The 21,537-nt window shown below is 61.7% G+C and carries 18 protein-coding genes and 2 pseudogenes; 10 read left to right on the top strand and 10 right to left on the bottom strand.

The annotated features are described in order from the left end of the window. Window positions 1-572, top strand: a pseudogene (locus GNZ13_RS40975) (alpha/beta fold hydrolase); the annotation flags it as partial. Here GNZ13_RS40975 and GNZ13_RS40970 read toward each other — a convergent pair. After that, window positions 547-1,101 carry a putative glycolipid-binding domain-containing protein gene (locus GNZ13_RS40970; protein ID WP_172175917.1) on the bottom strand — a complete coding sequence of 185 codons (555 nt, stop codon included), beginning with the start codon at window positions 1,099-1,101 and terminating at the stop codon, window positions 547-549. The pseudogene GNZ13_RS40975 and the gene GNZ13_RS40970 sit on opposite strands and share 26 nt — an antisense overlap. 313 nt (window positions 1,102-1,414) lie before the next feature. Between GNZ13_RS40970 and GNZ13_RS40965 the strand changes: the two genes are divergently transcribed. From GNZ13_RS40965 to GNZ13_RS40955, 3 genes are all read left to right on the top strand, one after another. Beyond that, window positions 1,415-2,404, top strand: a complete 990-nt coding sequence (locus tag GNZ13_RS40965) for an urea transporter (RefSeq protein ID WP_172175915.1) — start codon at window positions 1,415-1,417, stop codon at window positions 2,402-2,404. A 104-nt stretch (window positions 2,405-2,508) separates the two neighbouring features. Further along, window positions 2,509-3,285 (top strand): class II aldolase/adducin family protein, encoded by a 777-nt coding sequence (locus GNZ13_RS40960; protein WP_172175913.1) that lies wholly within the window; start codon window positions 2,509-2,511, stop codon window positions 3,283-3,285. Beyond that, window positions 3,286-3,540 (top strand): 4-oxalocrotonate tautomerase, encoded by a 255-nt coding sequence (locus tag GNZ13_RS40955; protein ID WP_328807368.1) that lies wholly within the window; start codon window positions 3,286-3,288, stop codon window positions 3,538-3,540. A gap of 256 nt (window positions 3,541-3,796) precedes the next feature. On the opposite strand, the gene GNZ13_RS40950 is transcribed toward GNZ13_RS40955, so the two are convergent. The 7 genes from GNZ13_RS40950 to garD form a co-directional block, all read right to left on the bottom strand. Next, complete coding sequence (locus GNZ13_RS40950; protein ID WP_172175909.1) at window positions 3,797-4,996, bottom strand: porin; 1,200 nt, start codon at window positions 4,994-4,996, stop codon at window positions 3,797-3,799. Between the two features lie 73 nt (window positions 4,997-5,069). Then, a complete protein-coding gene (locus GNZ13_RS40945; RefSeq protein ID WP_172175907.1) occupies window positions 5,070-6,422 on the bottom strand; it encodes a TRAP transporter large permease in 1,353 nt (450 codons plus the stop codon). Between the two features lie 7 nt (window positions 6,423-6,429). Continuing rightward, entirely contained in the window at window positions 6,430-6,909 is a 480-nt protein-coding gene (locus GNZ13_RS40940) for a TRAP transporter small permease (RefSeq protein WP_172175906.1), read from the bottom strand. A gap of 139 nt (window positions 6,910-7,048) precedes the next feature. Next, complete coding sequence (locus GNZ13_RS40935) at window positions 7,049-8,041, bottom strand: TRAP transporter substrate-binding protein (RefSeq protein WP_172175905.1); 993 nt, start codon at window positions 8,039-8,041, stop codon at window positions 7,049-7,051. Between the two features lie 662 nt (window positions 8,042-8,703). Continuing rightward, window positions 8,704-9,642, bottom strand: a complete 939-nt coding sequence (locus GNZ13_RS40930; RefSeq protein ID WP_172175904.1) for an SMP-30/gluconolactonase/LRE family protein — start codon at window positions 9,640-9,642, stop codon at window positions 8,704-8,706. Then, entirely contained in the window at window positions 9,639-10,481 is an 843-nt protein-coding gene (locus GNZ13_RS40925) for an NAD-dependent epimerase/dehydratase family protein (RefSeq protein ID WP_172175903.1), read from the bottom strand. Before GNZ13_RS40925 ends, GNZ13_RS40930 begins: the two co-directional genes overlap by 4 nt. A 47-nt stretch (window positions 10,482-10,528) precedes the next feature. Continuing rightward, window positions 10,529-12,118, bottom strand: a complete 1,590-nt coding sequence (gene garD, locus GNZ13_RS40920) for a galactarate dehydratase (protein WP_172175902.1) — start codon at window positions 12,116-12,118, stop codon at window positions 10,529-10,531. 227 nt (window positions 12,119-12,345) lie between these two features. Between garD and kdgD the strand changes: the two genes are divergently transcribed. From kdgD to GNZ13_RS40905, 3 genes are all read left to right on the top strand, one after another. Next, a complete protein-coding gene (gene kdgD, locus GNZ13_RS40915; protein WP_097396908.1) occupies window positions 12,346-13,263 on the top strand; it encodes a 5-dehydro-4-deoxyglucarate dehydratase in 918 nt (305 codons plus the stop codon). Window positions 13,264-13,390: 127 nt separating this feature from the next. Then, complete coding sequence (locus GNZ13_RS40910; protein ID WP_172175901.1) at window positions 13,391-14,743, top strand: MFS transporter; 1,353 nt, start codon at window positions 13,391-13,393, stop codon at window positions 14,741-14,743. A 198-nt stretch (window positions 14,744-14,941) separates the two neighbouring features. Further along, on the top strand, window positions 14,942-15,685 hold the full coding sequence (locus tag GNZ13_RS40905; protein ID WP_172175900.1) for a FadR/GntR family transcriptional regulator: 744 nt from the start codon (window positions 14,942-14,944) through the stop codon (window positions 15,683-15,685). A gap of 126 nt (window positions 15,686-15,811) precedes the next feature. On the opposite strand, the gene GNZ13_RS40900 is transcribed toward GNZ13_RS40905, so the two are convergent. Continuing rightward, a complete protein-coding gene (locus tag GNZ13_RS40900) occupies window positions 15,812-17,395 on the bottom strand; it encodes an aldehyde dehydrogenase (NADP(+)) (RefSeq protein ID WP_172175899.1) in 1,584 nt (527 codons plus the stop codon). A 223-nt stretch (window positions 17,396-17,618) separates the two neighbouring features. Between GNZ13_RS40900 and garL the strand changes: the two genes are divergently transcribed. From garL to GNZ13_RS40885, 3 genes and pseudogenes are all read left to right on the top strand, one after another. Continuing rightward, a complete protein-coding gene (gene garL / locus GNZ13_RS40895; RefSeq protein WP_172175898.1) occupies window positions 17,619-18,419 on the top strand; it encodes a 2-dehydro-3-deoxyglucarate aldolase in 801 nt (266 codons plus the stop codon). 11 nt (window positions 18,420-18,430) lie between these two features. Then, the gene (locus GNZ13_RS40890) at window positions 18,431-19,345 is read left to right on the top strand and encodes a 2-hydroxy-3-oxopropionate reductase (protein WP_172175919.1); all 915 of its coding nucleotides are present in this window, start codon (window positions 18,431-18,433) and stop codon (window positions 19,343-19,345) included. A gap of 228 nt (window positions 19,346-19,573) precedes the next feature. After that, window positions 19,574-20,896, top strand: a pseudogene (locus GNZ13_RS40885) (glycoside hydrolase family 28 protein); the annotation flags it as partial. 87 nt (window positions 20,897-20,983) lie between these two features. Here the strand turns inward: GNZ13_RS40885 and GNZ13_RS40880 are convergent. Then, window positions 20,984-21,537 (bottom strand): group II intron maturase-specific domain-containing protein (locus GNZ13_RS40880; RefSeq protein ID WP_328807367.1); only part of this gene is annotated, 554 nt, incomplete at its 5' end.

Raw genomic sequence — 21,537 nt, 5'->3', positions numbered from 1 at the left:
GTTCTGGCGCTGGTGCTGGTGCTGGTGCTGGTGCTGATCGTGCGGGACAACCCGAAGCACATCAAGCAGCAAAGCGTCCGTTTGGCAGCGGTCTTCGGCAAACGCTCAAATCCTGGTACATCTTCTTCTTTCACCTGCCGTTACTGCCGGAGCTGGTGTGGCGCGCGGGCGGCGCACGCATGTGGCCGTTATGGTTGCGCCTGACCGAACGGGTGCGCCCTGAACGCGATCCTGCGCAAACACGCAATGCGATCAATGGCCTGAATCTCTACCGCGCCAATTTCATCGACAGGTTGCTGCACCCGCGCGCACGCCATGCGCACGCGCCGGTGCAATTCATCGTGCCGCTGCGCGATCGCTACGTCGGGCCCGAGCTCTCCATTGGGCTCGAAGGCTGGCTCGGTGCGTATAGCCGCACTGAAATCGATACCGGCCATTGGGTCGTATTGCGCGAACCCGAACGTATCGCGGCAGGCATCGAGCGCTTTGTCGAGCTGCACCGGGCGCAGCGGCCAGCAGACAGCGGCGGCCCCGGCACCTCGACGATCAACGCACAAGCGGCAGGCGCGTGAACAGCGTCGGATAGTCGATCACGAGGCCGTCTTCATCCACTGTCAGGTCCGCGGTGAAATTGCGGAAGATGCCCTCATAGCGATACACGCGATTCAACTCGATGCACGAATACGCCTGCTCGGCACGCGTGACCTGCAAATCCGGCGTTGAAATATAGGCCACGGAAATCGGCTGGCGCTCGCCTTCAGCCAGTTGCAGACGCCGGATCGGCAACGTGTTCGTATAGGGTGTGGCGGCGATATCGATATCGATGCATCCTTCAATCGCATTTAGCGCGAGGCCATGGCCGTCGTGCCAATGGCCGGCGCCGTCGCCGTGCAATTCCAGCTCACCGCCGCCGACGATCTTCAGCCACGCATAGGTGGTGCGCCATTGCGCATCGCAACGCACCTTGTAGTGAAGGCCATAGGCTTTGCCGTAGCGCTGCCCGACGAGGACGCTTTCCACCGCAAAGCCGTCCGCGCGCGCGTCGAACGCCAGATGTTCGAAACCGTTGCCCTCTTCCGATGCCCATCGTAATTCACGCATCAGCCTGCCTCCTTGTGAAACGGCACGGCAAGCGCGCCGGATTCCTATCGTAGCGCGAAAGCTTTCGGTTCGCCGACACGCTGCGTTTCGGCGTTTCGGCGTTTCGGCGTTTCGGCGTTCGGCTCACGGCCTACGGCCTACGGCCTACGGCTCATGGTATGCATGTGTCGCAAATAGCCACTATCAACGGGCGGCGATGCCCGGCGCGGCGCCGGTAGCCTATCCTCGCGGTTTATTCTCAACCTGACCCGCTGCGTGCGCCTGACTTGCACGCGGCAAAGTCGCGCCGCATCGAATTCGCCGCCCTCAAACCATGCACGCCGCCGCAACCGAAGCACAATCCGCCGCCTTGCGCACCTTGTTGCGCAGTCTCGGCCAGATCGTGCTGCAGTCGAACGCTTTCACCGGCGCGTGCCTGCTCGCCGCGTGGCTGCTATGCGATCCGCGCCTCGCCTGCGCGGCGCTGATAGGCGCAATCGCGGCCAACGTGAGCGCGGTGCTGGCCGGTTACCGGGAGGACGAGACGCGCGCCGGCCTGCACGGCTTTAACGGCGCGCTGGCCGGTCTCGCCGCGTTCAGCTTCATCGCCGACAACGCGACGGCCGCCGCCGTGGCGATTCTGGCCGCGACGGGCACTGCGTGGCTGCTGGAACCGTGGTCGCGCTGGCTGCGCGCGCGTGGGCTCGGCTATTTCTCAAGCCCCTGTCTGATCGTCACGTGGCTTTGGCTTCCGCTGGTGACGCGCGTCGCTCAGCAAGCGAGCCTCATCACTGAGCACACGCTCGGCGCGGCGCAATTGAGCGGCGGCGTACTCGCCGGATTCGCGCAAACCGGCTTTGCGTCCGGCGCGATGCCGGGTTTGCTCGTGTTGATCGGAATCGCCGTGTCGTCACGGCGGCATGCGCTATGGGCGCTGGTCGGCGCGAGCCTCGCGAGCGCCGCGCACCTGCTGCTCGGCGCGAGTGCAAGCTCGTTCGACGCGGGCCTGTTAGGATTCAACGGCGTGCTGACCGCGATCGCGCTGGCCGATTGCAGCATCGCGGCGACGCTCGGCGGTGTTGTGCTCTCGGTCGTGCTGCAAGCGGCGGCCACTTACTATGCGTTACCCGTCATGACTGCGCCGTTCGTACTCGCGACGTGGAGCATGCAGCGGCTCGCTGGCCGGCTTACGCGTGGTGCGGCAGTGCCCCGGACCAGCAGAGCGTGCCGAAGGTGGACGGCGCGTCACGTCGCCAGCATCGGCCAGATCGTCAGCGTCGGTCAGGCGCGCGGGTTAGGCGGCAGGTTTGGGCCGCGGGTTTAAGCCGTGAATTTAAACCGAAGATTTGGGCACAGACTCAGACCGCAGGTATAGTCCGCAAACTCAGGCCGCAGTCACAGCCCACCAGGCAATCTCAGGAGACAGACATGTCCTTCACCCACACGCCCGCCGGCCGTGTCGCCGAGGCGGGGCCGATGTCCGAAGCCGAACAACAGACCCGCGTCGATCTGGCCGCTGCCTATCGCCTCGCGGCGCTCAACGGCTGGGACGATCTGATCTACACGCATATCTCGGCCAGCGTTCCCGGCGAACCCGGCCACTTTCTGATCAATCCGTTCGGCCTCTCGTTCGACGAAGTGTGCGCGTCGAACCTGGTGAAGATCGATATCGAAGGCAACATCGTCGGCACGAGCGAGCATCCGGTCAACGCCACCGGTTTCGCGCTGCACGCCGCCGTGCACGCGGCCCGCGCCGATGCTTTCTGCGTGATGCACTTGCACAATACGGCGGGTGTGGCGGTTTCCGCGCAACCAGCCGGTTTGCTGCCGGCGTCGCAACACGCGTTGCGTTTTTACGGCCACCTCGCGTATCACGATTACGAAGGCCTCGCCTTTACGCCGACCGAGGGTGAACGCCTCGTCGCGCATCTCGCCGACAAACCGGCCATGCTGTTGCGCAATCACGGCACGCTCACTGCCGGCCGCACCGTTGCCGAAGCCTATGTACTGATGGCGACACTGATCAAGGCCTGCGAAATCCAGTTGCAGGCGCAAGCGTGCGGCAGCGAGCTCGTCGTGCCGAGCGATGCCGTAGCCGCACGCACAGCTGACCAACTGTATGACGGCGGTGCAATCGAAGGCGCGCTGGAATGGCCCGCCTTGCTCCGCAAGCTTGACCGGCTCGATCGCACGTACCGCGATTAAATTCACTTATTAACGTCACTTAGCAACGTCACTTCTCAACGTCACTCATCACGGAGTCGCGCAATGCCCACGTTTCATATCGAACTCTTCGAGGGCCGCTCGCTGGAACAGAAACGCCAGTTCGTCGAAGCCATCACCAAAGCAACCTGCGAATCGCTCGGCGTCGAGCCGAACTCGGTGGACATCATCCTCACCGACGTCAAACGGGAAAACTGGGCAACGGGTGGGCGTTTGTGGTCCGAAACGGACGCGTGAGTGCGCATGGCAATCGGCCAATACCTAAACTCTGTCCGATTGGCACCACAGATTCGCACCCTGTGAGCTGAAAAAACCGCCACGGGGCCCGTCAGCGGGCGGTAACGCGAGATGGATCGCATCACGACTGAACCGAGGGCCATGCGCCGCCGGAAATGCTGCGCGCGTTGCGCGCGCAGCGAATATTTCTGGGCGACGCGTATCTGAAACGCGTCGCCGTGGCGGCGTCGACAGACGCCGCCACGCCACCAGGCAATTAGAACCGGTGGATGATGCCGACGCCTGCGGCAAACTGGCTGCGTGACGAGGACGGCGCGCTGTTCTGGCCGTCGCCGATATCGGCCGTTGCGTTGATGATGCTCTTGCCGTTCGTCCCGAGCGTCTGGCCACCCGCACGCTGATAGGCTTCCAGCGCGTACAGACCGGTGCGCTTGGAAAGACTGTAGTACTGCGAGAGGTTGAACTGCTGATAGCTAGCCGCGCTCGTAATGCCGTTTGACTTTGTTGCGCGGGTATAGCTATAGCCGGCAGCCAGGTCCAACGCCGACAGCGGCTTGAAGTGCAGCACTGCGCCAGCCGTGTTGAAGATCGCCTCGCCGTGGAAGAACGAGTTGACGCCAGGGATGTATTGCACGTTCGAGTACGAGAACGAGACGTCCCATTGCGAGCTGAACGCATACCCGCCCGTCACCGCAACCCGCTGCTGCGCCTGCGCCGTCTGGTAGCCGTTATTGATGCCCGACACACCTGCCTGCGCGCCGTTATTCGACGTCGTGGAGTCAGCGCCCCACGCACCGCCGCCAAGCGTCGAGTTATTGATGCGCTGGTAGCCTGCTGCGATCCCGAACGGACCGTTCAGGTACTGGATCGCCCCGCTATACGTCGAACCGGCATTGGTTCTGCCCGCCACGCCGCCCAGCGCATACGAACCGCTCACCGTCAGGCCATACATGCTCGGCGACGTGTACACCAGCGAGTTATTCACGCGATACAGCGTATCCAGCGAATCGATATCGCCCGGGTGTGCGCCGTACGCGCCCGTCAGCCACGTGGTCGGGCTATAGGGCGACAGCAGCGAGTAGTACGACGTGTACTGGCGGCCTGCGGTCAGCGAGCCGTAGGTGGCATTAGCCACGCCGACATACGCTTGCCGGTTGAACGCCAGACCGGAGACGGATTGCGCGCCGGTTGCGCTGTTAAAGCCCTCTTCCAACTGGAAGATCGCCTTCGTGCCGCCGCCCAGGTCCTCGGCGCCCTTCAGGCCGAAGCGGCTGCCTGCCCAGATGCCGTTGATCATCTTGACCACCGAGCGACCGCCAGTCGTCGAACCGAGTGACGTCTGGCTGCTCTGATAACCAATCCCCGTGTCGACGATCCCGTATAGCGTCACGCTGCTTTGAGCGTGCGCGCCGAGGGCGACCAACCCAAGGGCCGAGGTTGCTATTACCTTTTTCATTTCTGCTCCTCTGTAAAAAAATTATTCTTTATAGCTGGCAGTGCCTCACCGGCGCCGACTCTTAATCAAGCGTTCAAAACACCGGGTGGCCATTGATCAGGCTAGGCAACCACGTCGAAAACATCGGTACGTAAGTCACGATGTTGATCGCGCTGAAGATAGCCAGGTAATACGGCCACGCCACCTTGGTAGTTTCACCTATCGACACATTGCCAATCGCGCAGCCGATGAACTGCACCGACCCGATTGGCGGATGCACGAGACCCAATGCGCAGTTCAGCAGAATCATGATCCCGAACTGCACCGGGCCAACGCCGGCGTGCATCGCCATCGGCAGGAACAACGGCGTGGTGATCAGGATGTGTGCCGCCATGTCGACGAACGTGCCGAGGAAGATCTGGATGACGTTGATGTAAAGCAGCATCAACCAGGGCAAGCTCGTCGCACCGTCGAGCATGTGTTCGATGGCGTCGGGAATCTCCAGATAGGCCATCTGGTAGCGCAGCATGTTCGACACGCCGATCAGCAGCAGCACCACGCCGGTGGTTTTCGCCGCCTTGGACAGCGCATGAAAGAGCTTCTTCATCGTCATCGAGCGATACACGACGATGGTCAACACCAGCGAATAAGCCACCGCAATGGCCGCTGCTTCCGTCGCGGTGGCAATACCCCTCGCCACGCAGAACAGAATGATCGCGATCACCATCAAGCCGGGCAACGCGCCGAGGAACGTGCGGGCCACCGCGAACCAGCCGGGAAAGCGCTGCAATTCGCTCGAGCCGTCAGCGCGGCGCGGATAGCCGTACTTGACCGCCTGCCAGTACGCGGCGATGAGCACGAAACCCATCACCCACAGAACCGGCAAGAGACCAGAAAACAACAGATCGCCGATCGACACGCCGCTCATTTGGTGACCGTTCAACGTCCCGGTGATGCCTTGAGCCGCGAACGCATAGATGATCATGTTCGTCGACGTGGGCATCAACGCGCCCGCCAGCGACGAATGGGTCGTCACATTGACCGCATAGGCCGCGCTGTAGCCTTCGCGCTTCATCAGCGGAATGACGACGCCGCCCATGGCGGACGTGTCTGCCGTCGGCGAACCGGACACGCCGCCGAACAAGGTGCACGCGACCACGTTAGCCATGCCGAGCCCACCGCGGAAGTGGCCCACCGTGGCCTGCGCGAAACGCAGGATACGGTCGGCGATACCGCCGTGCAGCATCAACTCGCCGGAGAAAATGAAGAACGGGACCGCGAGGAACGAAAACGCGTTCATTCCCGAAATCATCGACTGCATGGCGGTGGCCGCCGGCAAACCTTCATACAGATACGTCAGGACGCACGAGAGTCCTAGCGCAAACGAAACAGGAACCCCGAATACGAGGAAAACGAGGAAACTGACTGAGAGGATGGCAAGTTCCATGATTCTTCTATTTTTGTTTCTGTGCGAAAAGCCCCAGCAGGTTCTCAAGCGAGAACAGAGCGATGCAGGCGCTGGCAATGACCGGGATCAAATAACGAAGCGCTTCCGGAAGGCCCAGGATCGGAATCTTGTCGTCCATCGTCGTCTCCGCCATCTGCCAGCAGCCGAAGAAAATCGCCACGGCCAACACGATCAGGCAAAGATGCTGGAACGCATGGGCAACCACTTGACCTTTCGGCGGCAATTTCTTGACTAGCGAGTCAAGCCCAATATGGCCGCCTTCGCGAACTTTGAGCGCGGCGCCGAACATGGCGATCACAATCACCAGCAAGAGGGCAATGGGCTCGACGAAATCCGGTGCATCGCTGAATACATAGCGCATCACAACGCTGTAGATCACCAACAGGCACAGCGCGGCAAGACTCGCCGACGCCACGACAACGAGCACGCGGAAGAGAAAATCATTTGGGCGCTTCATGAATCTCATTGACCCCATCCTTGCCTACATCGGACTTATATTTAATCTTCAGGAATCCTGCTAACCACCACCGGCTCAGGAAACCGCACGGCGCGAAAAGCCGGCAGCGCTTGCTGCGAGGCCTCTCGCCACCGCGTTACTGCCGAACTTATTTAACTGCCTGGATTTCGTCGACGAGCTGCTTCATTTGCGGGGTCTTTTCGTACTTCGCCCAGACCGGCTGCATCGCCTTCACGAAAGCAGGACGGTCGATCTGCGACGCGGTGACGATCGTCGCGCCGCCCTTGGTGACCGTCTTTGCCGCGTCGCTTTCGCGCGCGGTCCACAGCTTCGTGTAGTAAGGCACGGAGTCAGCCGCGGCCTTCTTGATGATGTCCTGTTCCTGCGGCGTCAGCGTGTCCCACACCTTCTTGGAGAACACCAGGACTTCCGGCGTCATCGAATGCTGGGTTTCCGAATAGAACTGCGCGACTTCGAAGTGCTTGGTCTCTTCGTACGACGGCAGGTTGTTTTCCGCGCCATCCACGAGACCCGTCTTCAAGCCCGTATAGACTTCGGCGAACGGCATCGGCGTCGGCGTGCCGCCCATCGCCTTGATTTCGTCGACCATCAGATCCGAAGGCTGCACGCGTACCTTGAGGCCCTTCATGTCGGCGGGCGAATGGATCGCCTTCTTCGCGTACATCGAGCGCGCGCCGCTCTCATAGAACGTCAGCGCGATCATGCCCTTCGCCTTGAAGGCGTCGAGAATCTTCTGGCCTTCCGGGCCATACATCACCTTGCGGAAATGGTCGATGTCGCGAAACAGGAACGGCAGCGACGGAATCATCGATTCAGGAACGATCTCGTTGAACGCAGCACCGTTGGCGCGCGCCATGTCCAGTGCGCCGATGCGCACCTGATCGATGGTGTCGTTTTCGGAGCCCAGCGCACTGTTGCCGAAGACCTTCACGGAATCCTTGCCACCGGTTGCCTTGCTGATTTCTTCACCCATGTACTTCACGGCCATATTGGTCGGATAGGTGTCGCCATGCACGTCCGACACACGGAACACGCGAGCGTGTGCCGACACGGTGCTGAACGCCAGCACGGAGGCCGCGACAATCATCGAAACACGGGAAGAGGCGAGCTTGTTTTTCATCGTGACATTCCTTGAAATTAGATCATCCAATCGATTGCGGAGGGCCGCTGGCGGATGGCCGATTGCGGAGGGCCGCTGACGGATGCTGCGACATGGTTTTAATGCGTCTCCCGGCTTCAGAAAAATGCCGCGCCTTTTTTCTCTGCCGTACGATCACCGCCCTTTCGGGTGGCGAGAGTTTTAACGTGCTGGCCTGCGCGATATCCCCGGCACAGATCCTCAGCACTCCTCTCTGACAACTCGACTTCTTTGCTTCGACTGCATCGGCTTGCCCCCGCGCGAGTTGGTCACACGCGCAGAGAACGCCGCCCTCTTTGTCCTGCCGCCAAAACTATCTTGAAATGAATTTGTTTGGGCTCATACGTTGTACGACGACATATGAAGTCTATAAAACGTAATTTGAGTTGTACAGCCGGTATTTACCCGCACCACAGCGGGTTGGACGTAAGAGTTTCCGGATTGAAATCAGGCGATAAATCAATACAGGAGGGAAAGCGAACCGAATCTGCGCCTCGTGGATTTATATTTTTCGTAGAGGGGAAGATGGCCCGAAAGTGGCATTTATGCCACTATGTTGTACGACGAGTGACGAATAAAAGGCTGCGACTGTTGGGCGTCGACGTGCTAAACCCCCGACGCCCCGTCTCATGCACGTCACTTGTTCAGAGTTCGCCCGCGTATTCAGGCTCAGGCAGTCCGGTCACGCCGGGGCGAACCGCAAAGAGATGGCCGTCGTGTTCGCTCGCGCCAGTCGCGGGACGAATCGACGTCACGAACAGCGTATCCAGATTGTTGCCACCGAACGCGCACATCGCAGGCTTCACGGCCGGCACGGCAATCTGCCGGTCGAGCTTGCCTTGCGGTGTAAAGCGAAGCAACAGGCCCGCGTCGTTCGCGCAGATCCAGTAGCAGCCATCCGCATCCACTGCGGCGCCGTCCGGCCGGCCCGCATAGTGATGCAGATCGGCGAATACGCGCCGGTTATGCGGCTCGCCCGCCTCGATGTCGTAATCGAATGCCCAGATTTGCCGACGCAGAGGATGCGAGTCCGAAAGATACATCGTGGCCCCATCGGGCGACCACGCCAGACCGTTTTGCGTGATCAAGGCGTCGACGACCGGGCCTGACAGCACACCTTGTGCATCGAACCGATACAGCGCGCCTGCGGGATTCGCCGCCGCCATGTCCTGCACCATCGTGCCGGACCAGAAGCGCCCTTGCCGATCGCAACGGCCGTCGTTGAACCGCATATCGTCGAATGCGAAGACCGGCGCGGCGAGCTTTCTGCCCGTCACCCTCATCGGTTCGCCGCGGGGCGCGCCTTCTGCGCCTTCAGTCAGCGTGACCGCGAAGAGCCCCGTCTCACAGCCCGCCAGCACCGTGCCGCGGTGATCGAACGCCAGACAAGCCACCTTCTCCGGCAATTGCCACTCGGAGCGTTCTGCCGTTTCGAGCCGTAGCCGCACGATCTTTTGCGCCGGAATATCCACCCAGTAGAGCGCCTGTTCCGCGGCGCGCCATACCGGGCTCTCGCCAACCGACGCGGGCGCCTGCCCTGCCGCCTCAACACGCTCCACCCGCGGGTTCGCCACGGCGCTCATCGCTTCGGCTCCATCGGACCGGCCAGCACGAACGGGCCGCCCTGGAAATGCTGCGTCGGATCCTCGAGCTCGGCGGTGGGCGCCGTGACCGGGAAAAGATGCTCGAATTCGATCGAACTGTCCTGCGGACGAAAGCCGAGGAACGCCGCCTTGGTGTTATCGACCCACTTGGTCTGGTTATCCGAGACGCCATAAACGATCGCGTGCCCGACCCGGTTGGTGAACAGCGAGCAGCGCACCAGTTCAATAAAGTCGCGGAAGCTCAGGTAGGTGACGAGCATGCGCGGATTCTTCGGCTGCTCGAACGACGAGCCGATCCGCAAGCACACCGTCTCGAGACCGAAGCGGTCGAAGTAATAGCGCGACAGCGATTCGCCGAAGCACTTCGTCACGCCATACAGGCTGTCGGGCCGCAGCGGCGCGTCGATATCGAGTACCGATGTCGTGGGATGAAAACCCACAGCATGATTCGAACTCGCGTACACGATGCGCTTCACGCCCTGCTTCTGCGCGGCCGAATAGAGGTTGTACAGGCCACGGATATTCGCTTCGAGCAGATCTTCGAACGGCGCCTCGACGGAAATGCCGCCGAGATGAACGACCGCATCCACGCCTTCGAGCAGCGCGTGAACGGCGGCTTCATCCGCGAGATCGACGATCGATGCTTCTTCATGCGCCGCCACTTCGCCCAGCGGCGCGATATCGGTGACGCGCACGACATCGGCCCCCGCGGCGAGCGCACCGCGCAACTGCTGGCCGAGGTTGCCGGCAGCGCCGGTGAGCAGAAGACGGCGGAAAGGTTTCTGCGCCGCCGGGCGCTCAAGGTTCGAGTCAGTCATGTCTCAGTCTTTGTGGTGTTTGCTGCCAGTACTATCTATCAGGTCCATCAGGTCACCGGCGCCGGATTGAACAGCACCAACGCATTGTGGAGTTTGAGTTTCTCCGCGCAGGTTTCTTTACGTCCGCTTGCGACGTCGAGCATCAGGCGGAACAGTTCCCAACCCACGTCTTCGATCGTCGCGGCCCCGGTTGCGATGGTGCCGGCGTTGATGTCCATCAGATCATGCCAGCGGCGCGCGAGATCGGAGCGCGTCGCGACCTTGATGACGGGCACTTCCGCGAGGCTGTACGGCGTGCCGCGCCCGGTCGTGAATACATGCAGGTTGATACCCGCGGCGACCTGCAGCGTGCCACAGATGAAATCGCTCGCCGGCGTGGCCGCGTAAATCAGGCCTTTCTGCTTGACCTTTTCACCGGGCGACAACACGCCGGAGATGGCCGAGTTACCCGACTTGATAATCGAACCCATCGCCTTTTCAACAATGTTCGACAAGCCGCCCTTCTTGTTGCCCGGCGTGGTGTTGGCACTGCGGTCCGCGCCGCCGCGCTTCAGATAATCGTCGTACCACTGCATCTCGCGGATGATCGCGGCAGCCACATCCGCGTTGGCCGCGCGCGCCGTCAGTTGATCGACCCCGTCGCGCACTTCGGTCACTTCGGAGAACATCACCGTCGCACCGGCGCGCACCAGCAAATCGGTGGCAAAGCCCACGGCGGGATTCGCGGTCAGCCCGGAAAATGCATCGCTGCCGCCGCATTGCACGCCGACTACCAGATCCGAGGCCGGGCAGGTCTCGCGGCGGCGATTGTTCAGCCGCTTCAAATGACCGTCGGCCATTCTCATGATCGACTCGATCATCGACTGGAAGCCGACATGCGCTTCATCCTGAAGCACCACCACGTCACCATTCAGATCCGCCTCGATGTCGCCAATGTCGGCCACTTCGGCGACATTCGCAGCAGCGGCAATCGGAATCGTGCCCGGCGGCATCAGGCGTTCAGGCTGCAGCTTCTCGCAACCGAGGCTGACCATCATCACTTCGCCGCCGAAGTTCGGATTCAGGCTGATATTGCGCACGGTGCGGATCGGCACCATCGCGTCCGGCGCGTCGATCGCGACGCCGCAACCGTAGGTATGCCCGAGGCTCACGACATCGTCGACGTTCGGGTAGTGCGGCAGCAGTTCGGCCTTGATGCGCGTGACCGCGTGCTGAACGACGTCGGCGACGCATTGCACCGTGGTCGTGATCGCCAGAATGTTGCGCGAGCCGACCGAGCCGTCGGCATTGCGATAACCCTCGAACGTAAAGCCTTCCAGCGGCGGCATGTCCGGCGCCTTGATGGTGGCGATCGGCAGATCTTCCAGTCCGGGCGGACTCGGCACGCGGATCACGTGTTCGTTGATCCAGCTGCCCTTCGGCAAAGCCTTGAGCGCGTAACCGATCACCACGTTATAGCGGATGACCTCGTCGCCTTCCGCGAGATCGGCCAGCGCGACTTTGTGCCCTTGCGGAACACGCTCGCGCAGCGCAAGGCCATCGGGAAATACGGCGCCCTCACCCAGACCGCCGTCGTTGACGACGATCGCGACATTGTCATTGGGGTGAACGCGAATGTAGAGCGGGGTTTGTTCCATTACATCGATCCTTGTGGCGATTTCACGCCTGCTGCGCCAATCGCTGCGTCAATCATTCATACGTCATCCTACAACATGAAAGATTACCCAGACGTTCCGTATTTACCCTATGGCGTGCATTATGCCGTGAAAACACCGTTGAGTTAGCCAAATTGTTGTTGTACGATGACGTATAAGAAATCTCCATTTCTCAATACCGACCCTATTCGACGCCCTGGATACTCATCATGACGACACCGCAGGAACTGAAGCAGATCGTTTCCGAAGGCCTTCTCTCCTTCCCCGTTACCGACTTCGACGAACAAGGCGATTTCCGCGCCGACACCTATGCCGAGCGCCTCGAATGGCTCGCTCCTTACGGCGCTTCGGCATTGTTCGTCGCTGGCGGCACGGGCGAATTCTTCTCGCTCACGCATAACGATTACTCGAACGTCGTGCGTACGGCAACTGAAGTCTGCAAAGGCAAGGTACCGATTCTCGCCGGCGCCGGCGGCCCGACCCGCGTGGCGATCGCGTATGCCCAGGAAGCCGAACGTCACGGCGCGAACGGCATTCTGCTGATGCCCCACTACCTGACCGAAGCCTGCCAGGAAGGCATCGCGGCGCACGCGGAAGAAGTCTGCAAGTCCGTGCCGAACATGGGCGTGATCATCTACAACCGCGCGAACTCCAAGCTTAACGCCGACATGCTCGAAGGGCTGGCCGAGCGCTGCCCCAACCTGATCGGCTTCAAGGACGGCGTGGGCGAGATCGAGAACATGGTGTCGATCCGCCGCCGTCTCGGCGATCGCTTCTCGTACCTCGGCGGCCTGCCGACCGCTGAAGTCTATGCCGCGGCCTACAAGGCGCTGGGCGTGCCGGTGTACTCGTCGGCAGTCTTCAACTTCATCCCGAAGACCGCGATGGATTTCTACCGCGCGATTGCCGCGGACGACCACGCTACCGTCGGCAAGCTGATCGACGAATTCTTCCTGCCGTATCTGGCGATCCGCAACCGCCGCCAGGGCTACGCGGTCAGCATCGTGAAGGCCGGCGCGAAGCTGGTCGGCCACAGCGCAGGTCCGGTCCGCGCACCGCTGACCGATCTGACCGAAGAAGAAATGGCGCAACTCGACGTGCTGATCAAGAAGCTCGGCGCGCAATAACGCACGCAGTAAGGCAGTAAGGCGCCAAGCCGTGCGAAGCTGGGTCGCGCACACGGCACCACAAAGAGCGCCCGGGACGGCAACGTCGCCGGGCGCTTTTTAGCTGATAAATATTCAGGAGATGACGATGGAAATGAGCCGCACCGCGAGCCCCGCCCACGTCGCAAAGCGCACCAAAGTCCGCTACGCGATTCTGCTGCTGATCTTTCTGATCACGACATTCAATTACGCGGACCGCGCCACGCTCTCGGTAACCGGATCCGCGATGCGCGCCGAGTTCGGCTTCGATGCGATCAAGATGGGCTACATCTTCTCCGCATTCAGCTGGGCCTATGTTCTGTCGCAATTGCCGGCGGGCTGGCTGCTCGACCGTTTCGGCGCGCGGCGCGTCTACGCGGCGAGCATTTTCCTGTGGTCGCTGTTTACGCTGCTGCAAAGCTCGATCGGTCTGCTGGGCAGCGCAGCCGCCGCCGTCACCGCGCTGTTCGTGCTGCGCTTCGCGATGGGCGCGGCGGAATCGCCGGCGTTTCCAGCCAATGCCAAGGTCGTGGCCAGCTGGTTTCCGACCAACGAACGCGGCACCGCCTCCGCCATTTTCAATTCAGCGCAATACTTCGCGGCGGTCATTTTCACGCCGCTGATGGCATGGCTGACCCATGCGTTCGGCTGGCACACGGTGTACCTCGTGATGGGCGTGGCCGGACTATTTCTTTCCCTCACCTGGCTGAAGGTGATGAAGAACCCCGCCGATCACCCACGCGTCTCGCCCGCCGAACTCGACTACATCGAACAGGGCGGCGGCGTGGTGAACGGGCACCAGAAAGCAGCCCGGGCGGAGGACATCGCCAGCGCCGGCGGCTGGTCGCTGGTGCGTCAACTGCTGACCAACCGCATGCTGCTCGGCGTCTACCTCGCCCAGTACTGCATCAACGTGCTGACCTACTTCTTCCTGACGTGGTTTCCGATCTACCTCGTGCAGGCGCGCGGCATGACGATTCTGCAAGCGGGTCTGGTTGCGTCGCTGCCGGCGATTTGCGGATTCTCCGGTGGCGTGCTCGGCGGCATCCTGTCCGACGGGCTGATCCGGCGCGGGCATTCGCTCACCATCGCGCGCAAGGTGCCGATTGTCGGCGGCATGCTGCTGTCGGTGTGCATCATCGGCTGCAACTACGTGTCGACCGACTGGATCGTCGTCGCGCTCATGTCGCTCGCGTTCTTCGGCAAAGGCATCGGGGCGCTCGGCTGGGCCGTGGTGGCGGATACGTCGCCGAAGGAGGCCCTCGGTCTGTCGGGCGCCATCTTCAATATGTTCGGCAACGTCGCCGGCATCGTGACGCCGATTGTGATCGGCTACCTCGTCGCGAAGACTGGGTCGTTCAACGGCGCACTGGTTTTCGTCGGCCTGAATGCCTTGCTGACGGTGTTCAGCTACCTCGTAATCGTAAAAGACATCAAACGGGTCGAACTGCGCCAAGGCTAGCAGTCAGGCTGTTATCGTACTTCCCGGGGCGTCGCCAAAACAAAGCGGCTTGCGCGCCTCGCGCCTGAAACCGGGCATCGACGTCGAGTCTGACGTCGATGCCGAAAATGATGCGGCGTTTATATAATCAGTCGTCAGACGACGGTATAATGAATCGCGGGAAGTATCTGCAACTATCTGATTCAAGGGGCGTTTTCGATGGCTACACCACTGGCATCCGCGGCACCGCCACGACGCGCGCGCAATCTTGCCGAGTTTGTCGTCAGCTACGTCACCGAGCAAATTGCGTCTAACGCCTTGAAGCCCGGCGACAAACTGCCGACCGAATCGCAATTGATGGTCACGCTGAGCGTGAGCCGCACTGTCATCCGCGAAGCGATTTCACGCTTGCAGGCGGGCAAGATCATCGAGACGCGCCACGGCATCGGCAGCTTCGTGCTGGAGCCGCAGCGGGAAAAGCTGGGCATCGACATGGTGCCCGCCACCACCTTGCGCGACGTGCTGTCGATCCTGGAACTGCGCATCAGCCTCGAAACGGAATGCGCCGGTCTCGCCGCTCAACGAGCCAAGCCGGACGACCTCGCGCGCATGCGCGCCGCGCTCGATGCGATCGAAGCCACCCGCCACAACGGGCTGGATAGCGTCGACGCCGACCTGCAATTCCATATCTCTGTGGCGCGTGCAACCGGCAACCGGTATTTCGTCGACATCCTCACGCAAATGGGTAGCGCGCTGATCCCGCGCAACCGGCTCGATTCGGCGGGAATCGCGCGTGCCGAGCCCGATGCGTATCTGTCGCTCGTCAATCTGGAGCACGCAAGCATTCTCGAGGCGATCACGCGGCACGATGCCGAAGGCGCGCGCGCGGCGATGCGCATGCATCTTTCCAATAGCCGCGAGCGGCTGCGGCGCGCCAACGAAAGCGCAGAAGCAAATAGCTGATTCTTTGCGCTGAGCAAGCGCTGATTCGTCGCGCTGGACGCAAAAAAATGGCCGGGATATCCCGGCCATTTTTTTGTCTTGTGCGGCGCCTACTTCGGCGCCGCTCATGCATCACTCACGCATCGCTTAGCTGCGCGTGATCTCACCATCGCGGCGGCGCCACAAGTCCAGCGGATTACCGTCGGCCAGCGACGCCGGCAGCAGATCGGCCGGGAAATCCTGATAGCACACCGGACGCAGGAAGCGCTCGATCGACGTCGTCCCCACTGACGTCGCCCGGCTATCGGACGTGGCCGGGAACGGGCCGCCGTGCACCATCGCATGCGAAACCTCGACGCCCGTCGGGAAACCGTTGATCAGAATCCGACCGGCCTTGCGCTCGAGAATCGGCACCAGCTTCTTCGCTGCCGCCAGATCAGCGCTATCCATTTGCACCGTGGCGGTCAACTGACCTGCAAAGTGCTCGGCAACGGCGAGCATTTCCTGCTCGTCCTTGCAGCGCACGATGGTCGACGCCGGTCCGAAAACCTCGTCCTCCAGTGCCGGCGTGGACAGGAAGGTCAGCGCGTCGGTCACGAACAAAGCGGCGCGCGCTTGCGTCGGGCCCGTCACGTCAACGCCTTGCGCAACCGTTTCGACACCCCGGGTTGCCGCCAGTTTGCCTTCGCCCTCTTCATAGGCCGCGTGAATGCCGGCCGTGAGCATGGTCTGGGCCGGCTTGCCGCTCAGCGCCTCGGACGCCGTTGCAACGAAGCCTTTGAGTGCGTCACTGTCGACGGCGATCGCGAGCCCCGGATTGGTACAGAACTGCCCGGCGCCGAGCACCAGCGAATCGACGAAGCCACACGCGATGGTCTCACCGCGTTGCGACAGCGCATTCGACAGGAGAAACACCGGGTTGATGCTGCTCATTTCCGCGTAGACCGGAATCGGCTCGGCCCGGGCGGCCGCGACACGCATCAGCGACGTGCCGCCAGCGCGCGAACCCGTGAAGCCCACCGCCTTGATTGCCGGATGCGCGACCAGCGCTTCGCCGACGGAATTGCCGGCGCCGACGATCATCGAGAACACGCCTTCAGGTAGGTCCATCTCCTGCGCAACCTGTTGAATCACACGGCCGACCATCTCCGAGGTGCCCAGGTGTGCGCGATGCGCCTTCACCACCACCGGGCAGCCCGCCGCGAGCGCCGCTGCGGTGTCGCCGCCCGCCACCGAAAACGCGAGCGGGAAGTTGCTTGCGCCGAAAACCGCGACCGGACCCAGCGGAATCTTTTGCATCCGCAGGTCGGAACGCGGCAAAGGCTTGCGTTCGGGCAGCGGCGAATCGAGCGTGGCGGCGAGCCATTGGCCGGCGCGCACGACTTGCGCGAACAGTTTGAGCTGACCAGTCGTTCGGCCGCGCTCGCCTTCGAGACGCGCTTTCGGCAGGCCTGACTCTTCGTGCGCACGCTGGATCAGCGCGTCGCCGAGCGCCGTGATGCCGTCCGCGATACGCTCTAGAAACTCGGCGCGCACCGTGAGCGGCAGATGCCGGTACGGGTCGAACGCTTTCTGCGCGAGTTCGCAGGCGAGTTCGACATTCGCGACCGAGCCGCTGCCGAACACCGGCTCGGCGATGTCGGATCCCGTGGTGGGATTGAACGCACGCAAGGGTTTTTCCTCGCCGCGCACTGCGTTGCGACCAATCAGCATTTCGCCGGTAATAGACATTTCGCTTTCCTTGGATGGACGTCTCAGATATAGGTCATCCTACAACATAGAATGACCTACATGCAACCTCAAACCCTTACTCCGCGAGGAATTCGGGTTTACGTGGCAGTTACAAGGAGGTGCACCGATGCTAACCTTCATAAAGACATACGATGACTTATAACATTTAGCTCAGCAATCGTCAGAGCCTGCCCGGTTAATTGCAGTTCGAGGAGACATCCCCATGACAGCCGTCACGCCTTACCAGCCCTTACCCAATAGCTTTCGCCGCGCCGTCTGCGGCGGTGAAACCCTGATCGGCTGCTGGGCTTCGCTCGCCAGCCCGATTGTCACGGAATTGCTCGGCATCGTCGGCTTCGACTGGATGCTGCTCGATGCGGAACACGCGCCGAACGACGTTCTGACACTGATCCCCCAGTTGATGGCGCTCAAGGACAGCCCGAGCGCGCCGGTGGTGCGCCCGCCGGCCAACGACAGCGTGTTCATCAAGCGGCTCCTGGATAGCGGTTTCTCGAACTTTCTGGTGCCGTTCGTCGATAGCGCCGACGACGCGGCGCGCGCTGTCGCCGCGACGCGCTACCCACCGCAGGGTATCCGCGGCGTTTCGGTGAGCCAGCGGGGTAATCGCTATGCGACGGTCGCCGACTACTTCGACATCGCTAACGACAACGTCTGCGTCATCGTTCAGATCGAAAGCCGCAAGGCCGTCGACAACATTGACGAAATTCTCGCCGTGGACGGCGTCGATGCCGTTTTCGTCGGACCGTCCGATCTCGCAGCCGCCCATGGCCACATCGGCAACCCGAACCATCCCGACGTGCAACAGGCAATTGCACGCGTCTTCGAGCGCGCACAGGCCGCCGGCAAGCCGAGCGGCATCCTCGCCCCCGTGCAGGCCGACGCGGAGCGCTATATTTCAATGGGCTGCCGCGTCATCGCGGTGTGTGCGGATATGGGGCTGCTGAAAGCCGCCGCGCAGACGGTTCAAAAACACTTCATGCAGAAACAGGCGGACCGGAAGTAGAGATGGCCGCCATGACATCTACGGAGAATTCCATGCAAAAAGCAGGCTTTATCGGACTCGGCATCATGGGCAAGCCCATGAGTGCCAACCTTCTCAAGAACGGCGTCGCCCTTGCTGCGTTTACGCGCAGCGGTGTGCCCGACGATCTCATCCAGGCCGGCGCTGTCGCGTGTGACAGCCCGGCCGCCGTGGCCGCGCATGCCGACGTGATCTTCGTCATGGTGCCGGACACGCCGGACGTCGAACGCGTGCTGTTTGGCGAACAGGGACTCGCCGACGCCTTGCGCCCGGGACAAATCGTGGTCGACATGAGCTCGATTTCGCCGATGGCCACACGCGACTTCGCGGCCCGCGTGCGCGAGCGCGGCGCGGACTATCTGGATGCACCGGTTTCAGGTGGCGAGGTCGGCGCCAAAGCCGGCTCGCTGACCATCATGGTGGGCGGCGAAACAGCCACCTTCGAGAGCGTCAAGCCGCTCTTCGACATGATGGGCAAGAACGTCACGCTGATCGGCGCTGTAGGCGCGGGCCAGGTGTGCAAGGTGGCCAATCAGGTGATCGTCGCCGCGACGATCGAGACCGTCGGCGAAGCGTTGCTGCTCGCCTCCAAAGCCGGCGTCGATCCGGCGCGCGTGCGCGAAGCACTGATGGGCGGCTTTGCATCTTCGCGCATTCTCGAAGTGCACGGTGAACGGATGACGAAGCGCACCTTCGATCCGGGCTTCCGAATCGAGCTTCACCAGAAGGATCTGAATCTCGCGCTCTCGACGGCGCAGGCGCTCGGCGTCTCCATGCCTAATACGGCCACCTGCCAGCAGCTCTTCAACGCCTGCGTGGCGCATGGCGGCACGGCATGGGATCACTCCGCCATGGTGCGCGCACTCGAAATACTCGCCAATCACGAAATCGGCCAGCAGACCGCCTAAGTCCGCAGGCCCGACTCCAGGCGCCGCTCCACCCGCTCTATGCAGATAGAGAAGAGGGAGCGGCGCATCCGCGCATTCACGGCCTGAGCGAGCCAGTCTCAACGACAACGGCCTCCCGCTCACCTCTAGTGTTTTATTACAAATATTAAGGATGACTGACGACTAGAGAATCCGTTTCGATATCCGCTGCTTATTCAGTCGATGGATTGAAGAACCGCGTTCCATCAGGCGCTGACCGGTGAAGATGCCACGTCGATTCTCAACGGCCAGGCGATGACGCCGTTCGCCGGAACCGGCAACACCAGCACCTGCTGGTGGACCTACAAGGGATCTAACGGGGCGTACGGCTGCGTGAATTCGTCGACACCGTCGCAGGCCTACATCAATCCGAAGAACGTCGACCTGAAGATCGCCGCGCCCGGTATTTCCGACACGCTCTATGCGCTGCTGACCAGCCCGACGACGCCCTGGCAAGAAGATCAGAATTACCTGCCCGCCCTGTCCGAAGCGGGCGTGCCGATCGCGCAACGGATTTTCGGCATCGGGCATTATCTGCGTCCGTGCATGGTCGAGATGATTGGCTGTACCAACGTGCTGATGGAGAACTATCACACCAACAACACGCCGTTCTGGCAGCACCACCCGACCGATTGCAAGAACGTCGTGATTCGCGGCGTGATGGCCGATAGCATCGGCCCGAACAACGATGGATTCGATCCGGACGCGTGCAACAACGTGCTCTGCGACAGCGTCACGTTCAATACCGGCGACGATTGCATTGCGATCAAGTCGGGCAAGGACCTCGATACGCAGTATGGTCCCGCGCAGAATCACGTAATCCAGAACTGCACGATGAACAGCGGCCACGGCGGCATCACGCTCGGCAGCGAAATGGGCGGCGGCGTGCAGAATATCTACGCGCGCAATCTGCAGATGCTGAATCAGAACTGGGCTACCAATCCGTTGAACATCGCGATCCGTATCAAGACGAATATGAATCGCGGCGGCTTCGTGAAGAACTTCTATGTCGATACGGTTACGCTGCCCAATGGCGTCAATCTGAAAGGCGGCGGCTACGGCAGCGCATTGCTGAGCGGCAGTCCGATCAATAGCACGGTGCCGGTGGGTGTCGTCACGGCGACGGCGGGCAATCCGTCCGCGTCACAGGGCGGCCTGATCACGTTCGACTGCGACTATCAACCGGCTAACGACGCCATTCGCACTCGCCCAGCGGTTGTACAGAACGTGAACATTTCCAATGTGCAGGCGAACAACGTCACGCTCAACGGTGTGACGGGTTCATGTTTTCAGGCGATCGTGGCTCAGGGACCTGTCGCCTTCGACTACAACGGGCCCGCCCCGACGCCGACCATTCCGCCGATCAGCGGCGTCACGATCACGAACTGCAACCTGGGAACTGCGGTCAACGCTGGACCCGCGAGCGCGACGACGCCAGGGCCGATCTATGCCTACAACGTCAATGGAATCACGCTGAACAACGTGATCATCGGCTCGACGACTTACAACACGACGGTCGTCGACCAACGTTAAGCGGGAGGGAATCGGGATAGGGGCAGGCCTCGCGGCCCGACCCCTCCCACACCACCGTGCGTACGGGTCCGTACACGGCGGTTCGGATCAGTTGATCGGCGAGGGACCCACCGACGGAAGACCCAACGAGCGGAAGTAACGATTCGACAGCGCCTTGCTCAGTGCCGGGCTATTGCTTAGGCGCCAGACACCGTGGGGCGAACCCGCCGTTTGTGCGGCAAGGTTTCGGTCCACGCCTCGCGCAACTAGCTCCCGGAATCGGGTCCGGCCACGCTTCCACTGCTTCCAGAAGAAGCAGCGCAGGCGGCGTCGGGTCCATTTATCCAGTTGCTTGAGCACGCTGGGTGTTTCACAGAAACCAAAGTAGCCACGCCAGCCCGTCAGATATCGTTTCAGCGTGCCGATCAACTGGTCGACGCTGATCCCGCGCGAGCGTTGCGTCAGTTCTCGGACCCGATCCTTGAAGCGAGCCAGTGCCTTGGGCGCAATGCGCCGTCTGACCTGTGCCTGCGCAGAGAAGGGGAGAGTAGCCCGGAGGAGTCGCACCCCCAGGCTCTCGTAGAACGGTGCGTGAGCCTCTCGACTCACACCGCTCCTATCAGGCAAACGTACCGACCATACCGCGTCGCCAGTGCACGAAG

This window comes from Paraburkholderia elongata (assembly GCF_013177735.1).
In the GTDB taxonomy this organism is placed as follows: Bacteria; Pseudomonadota; Gammaproteobacteria; order Burkholderiales; family Burkholderiaceae; genus Paraburkholderia; species Paraburkholderia elongata.
The sequence above is the reverse complement of the archived record's forward strand: the minus strand, read 5'-3'. Positions and strand labels throughout refer to the sequence as shown.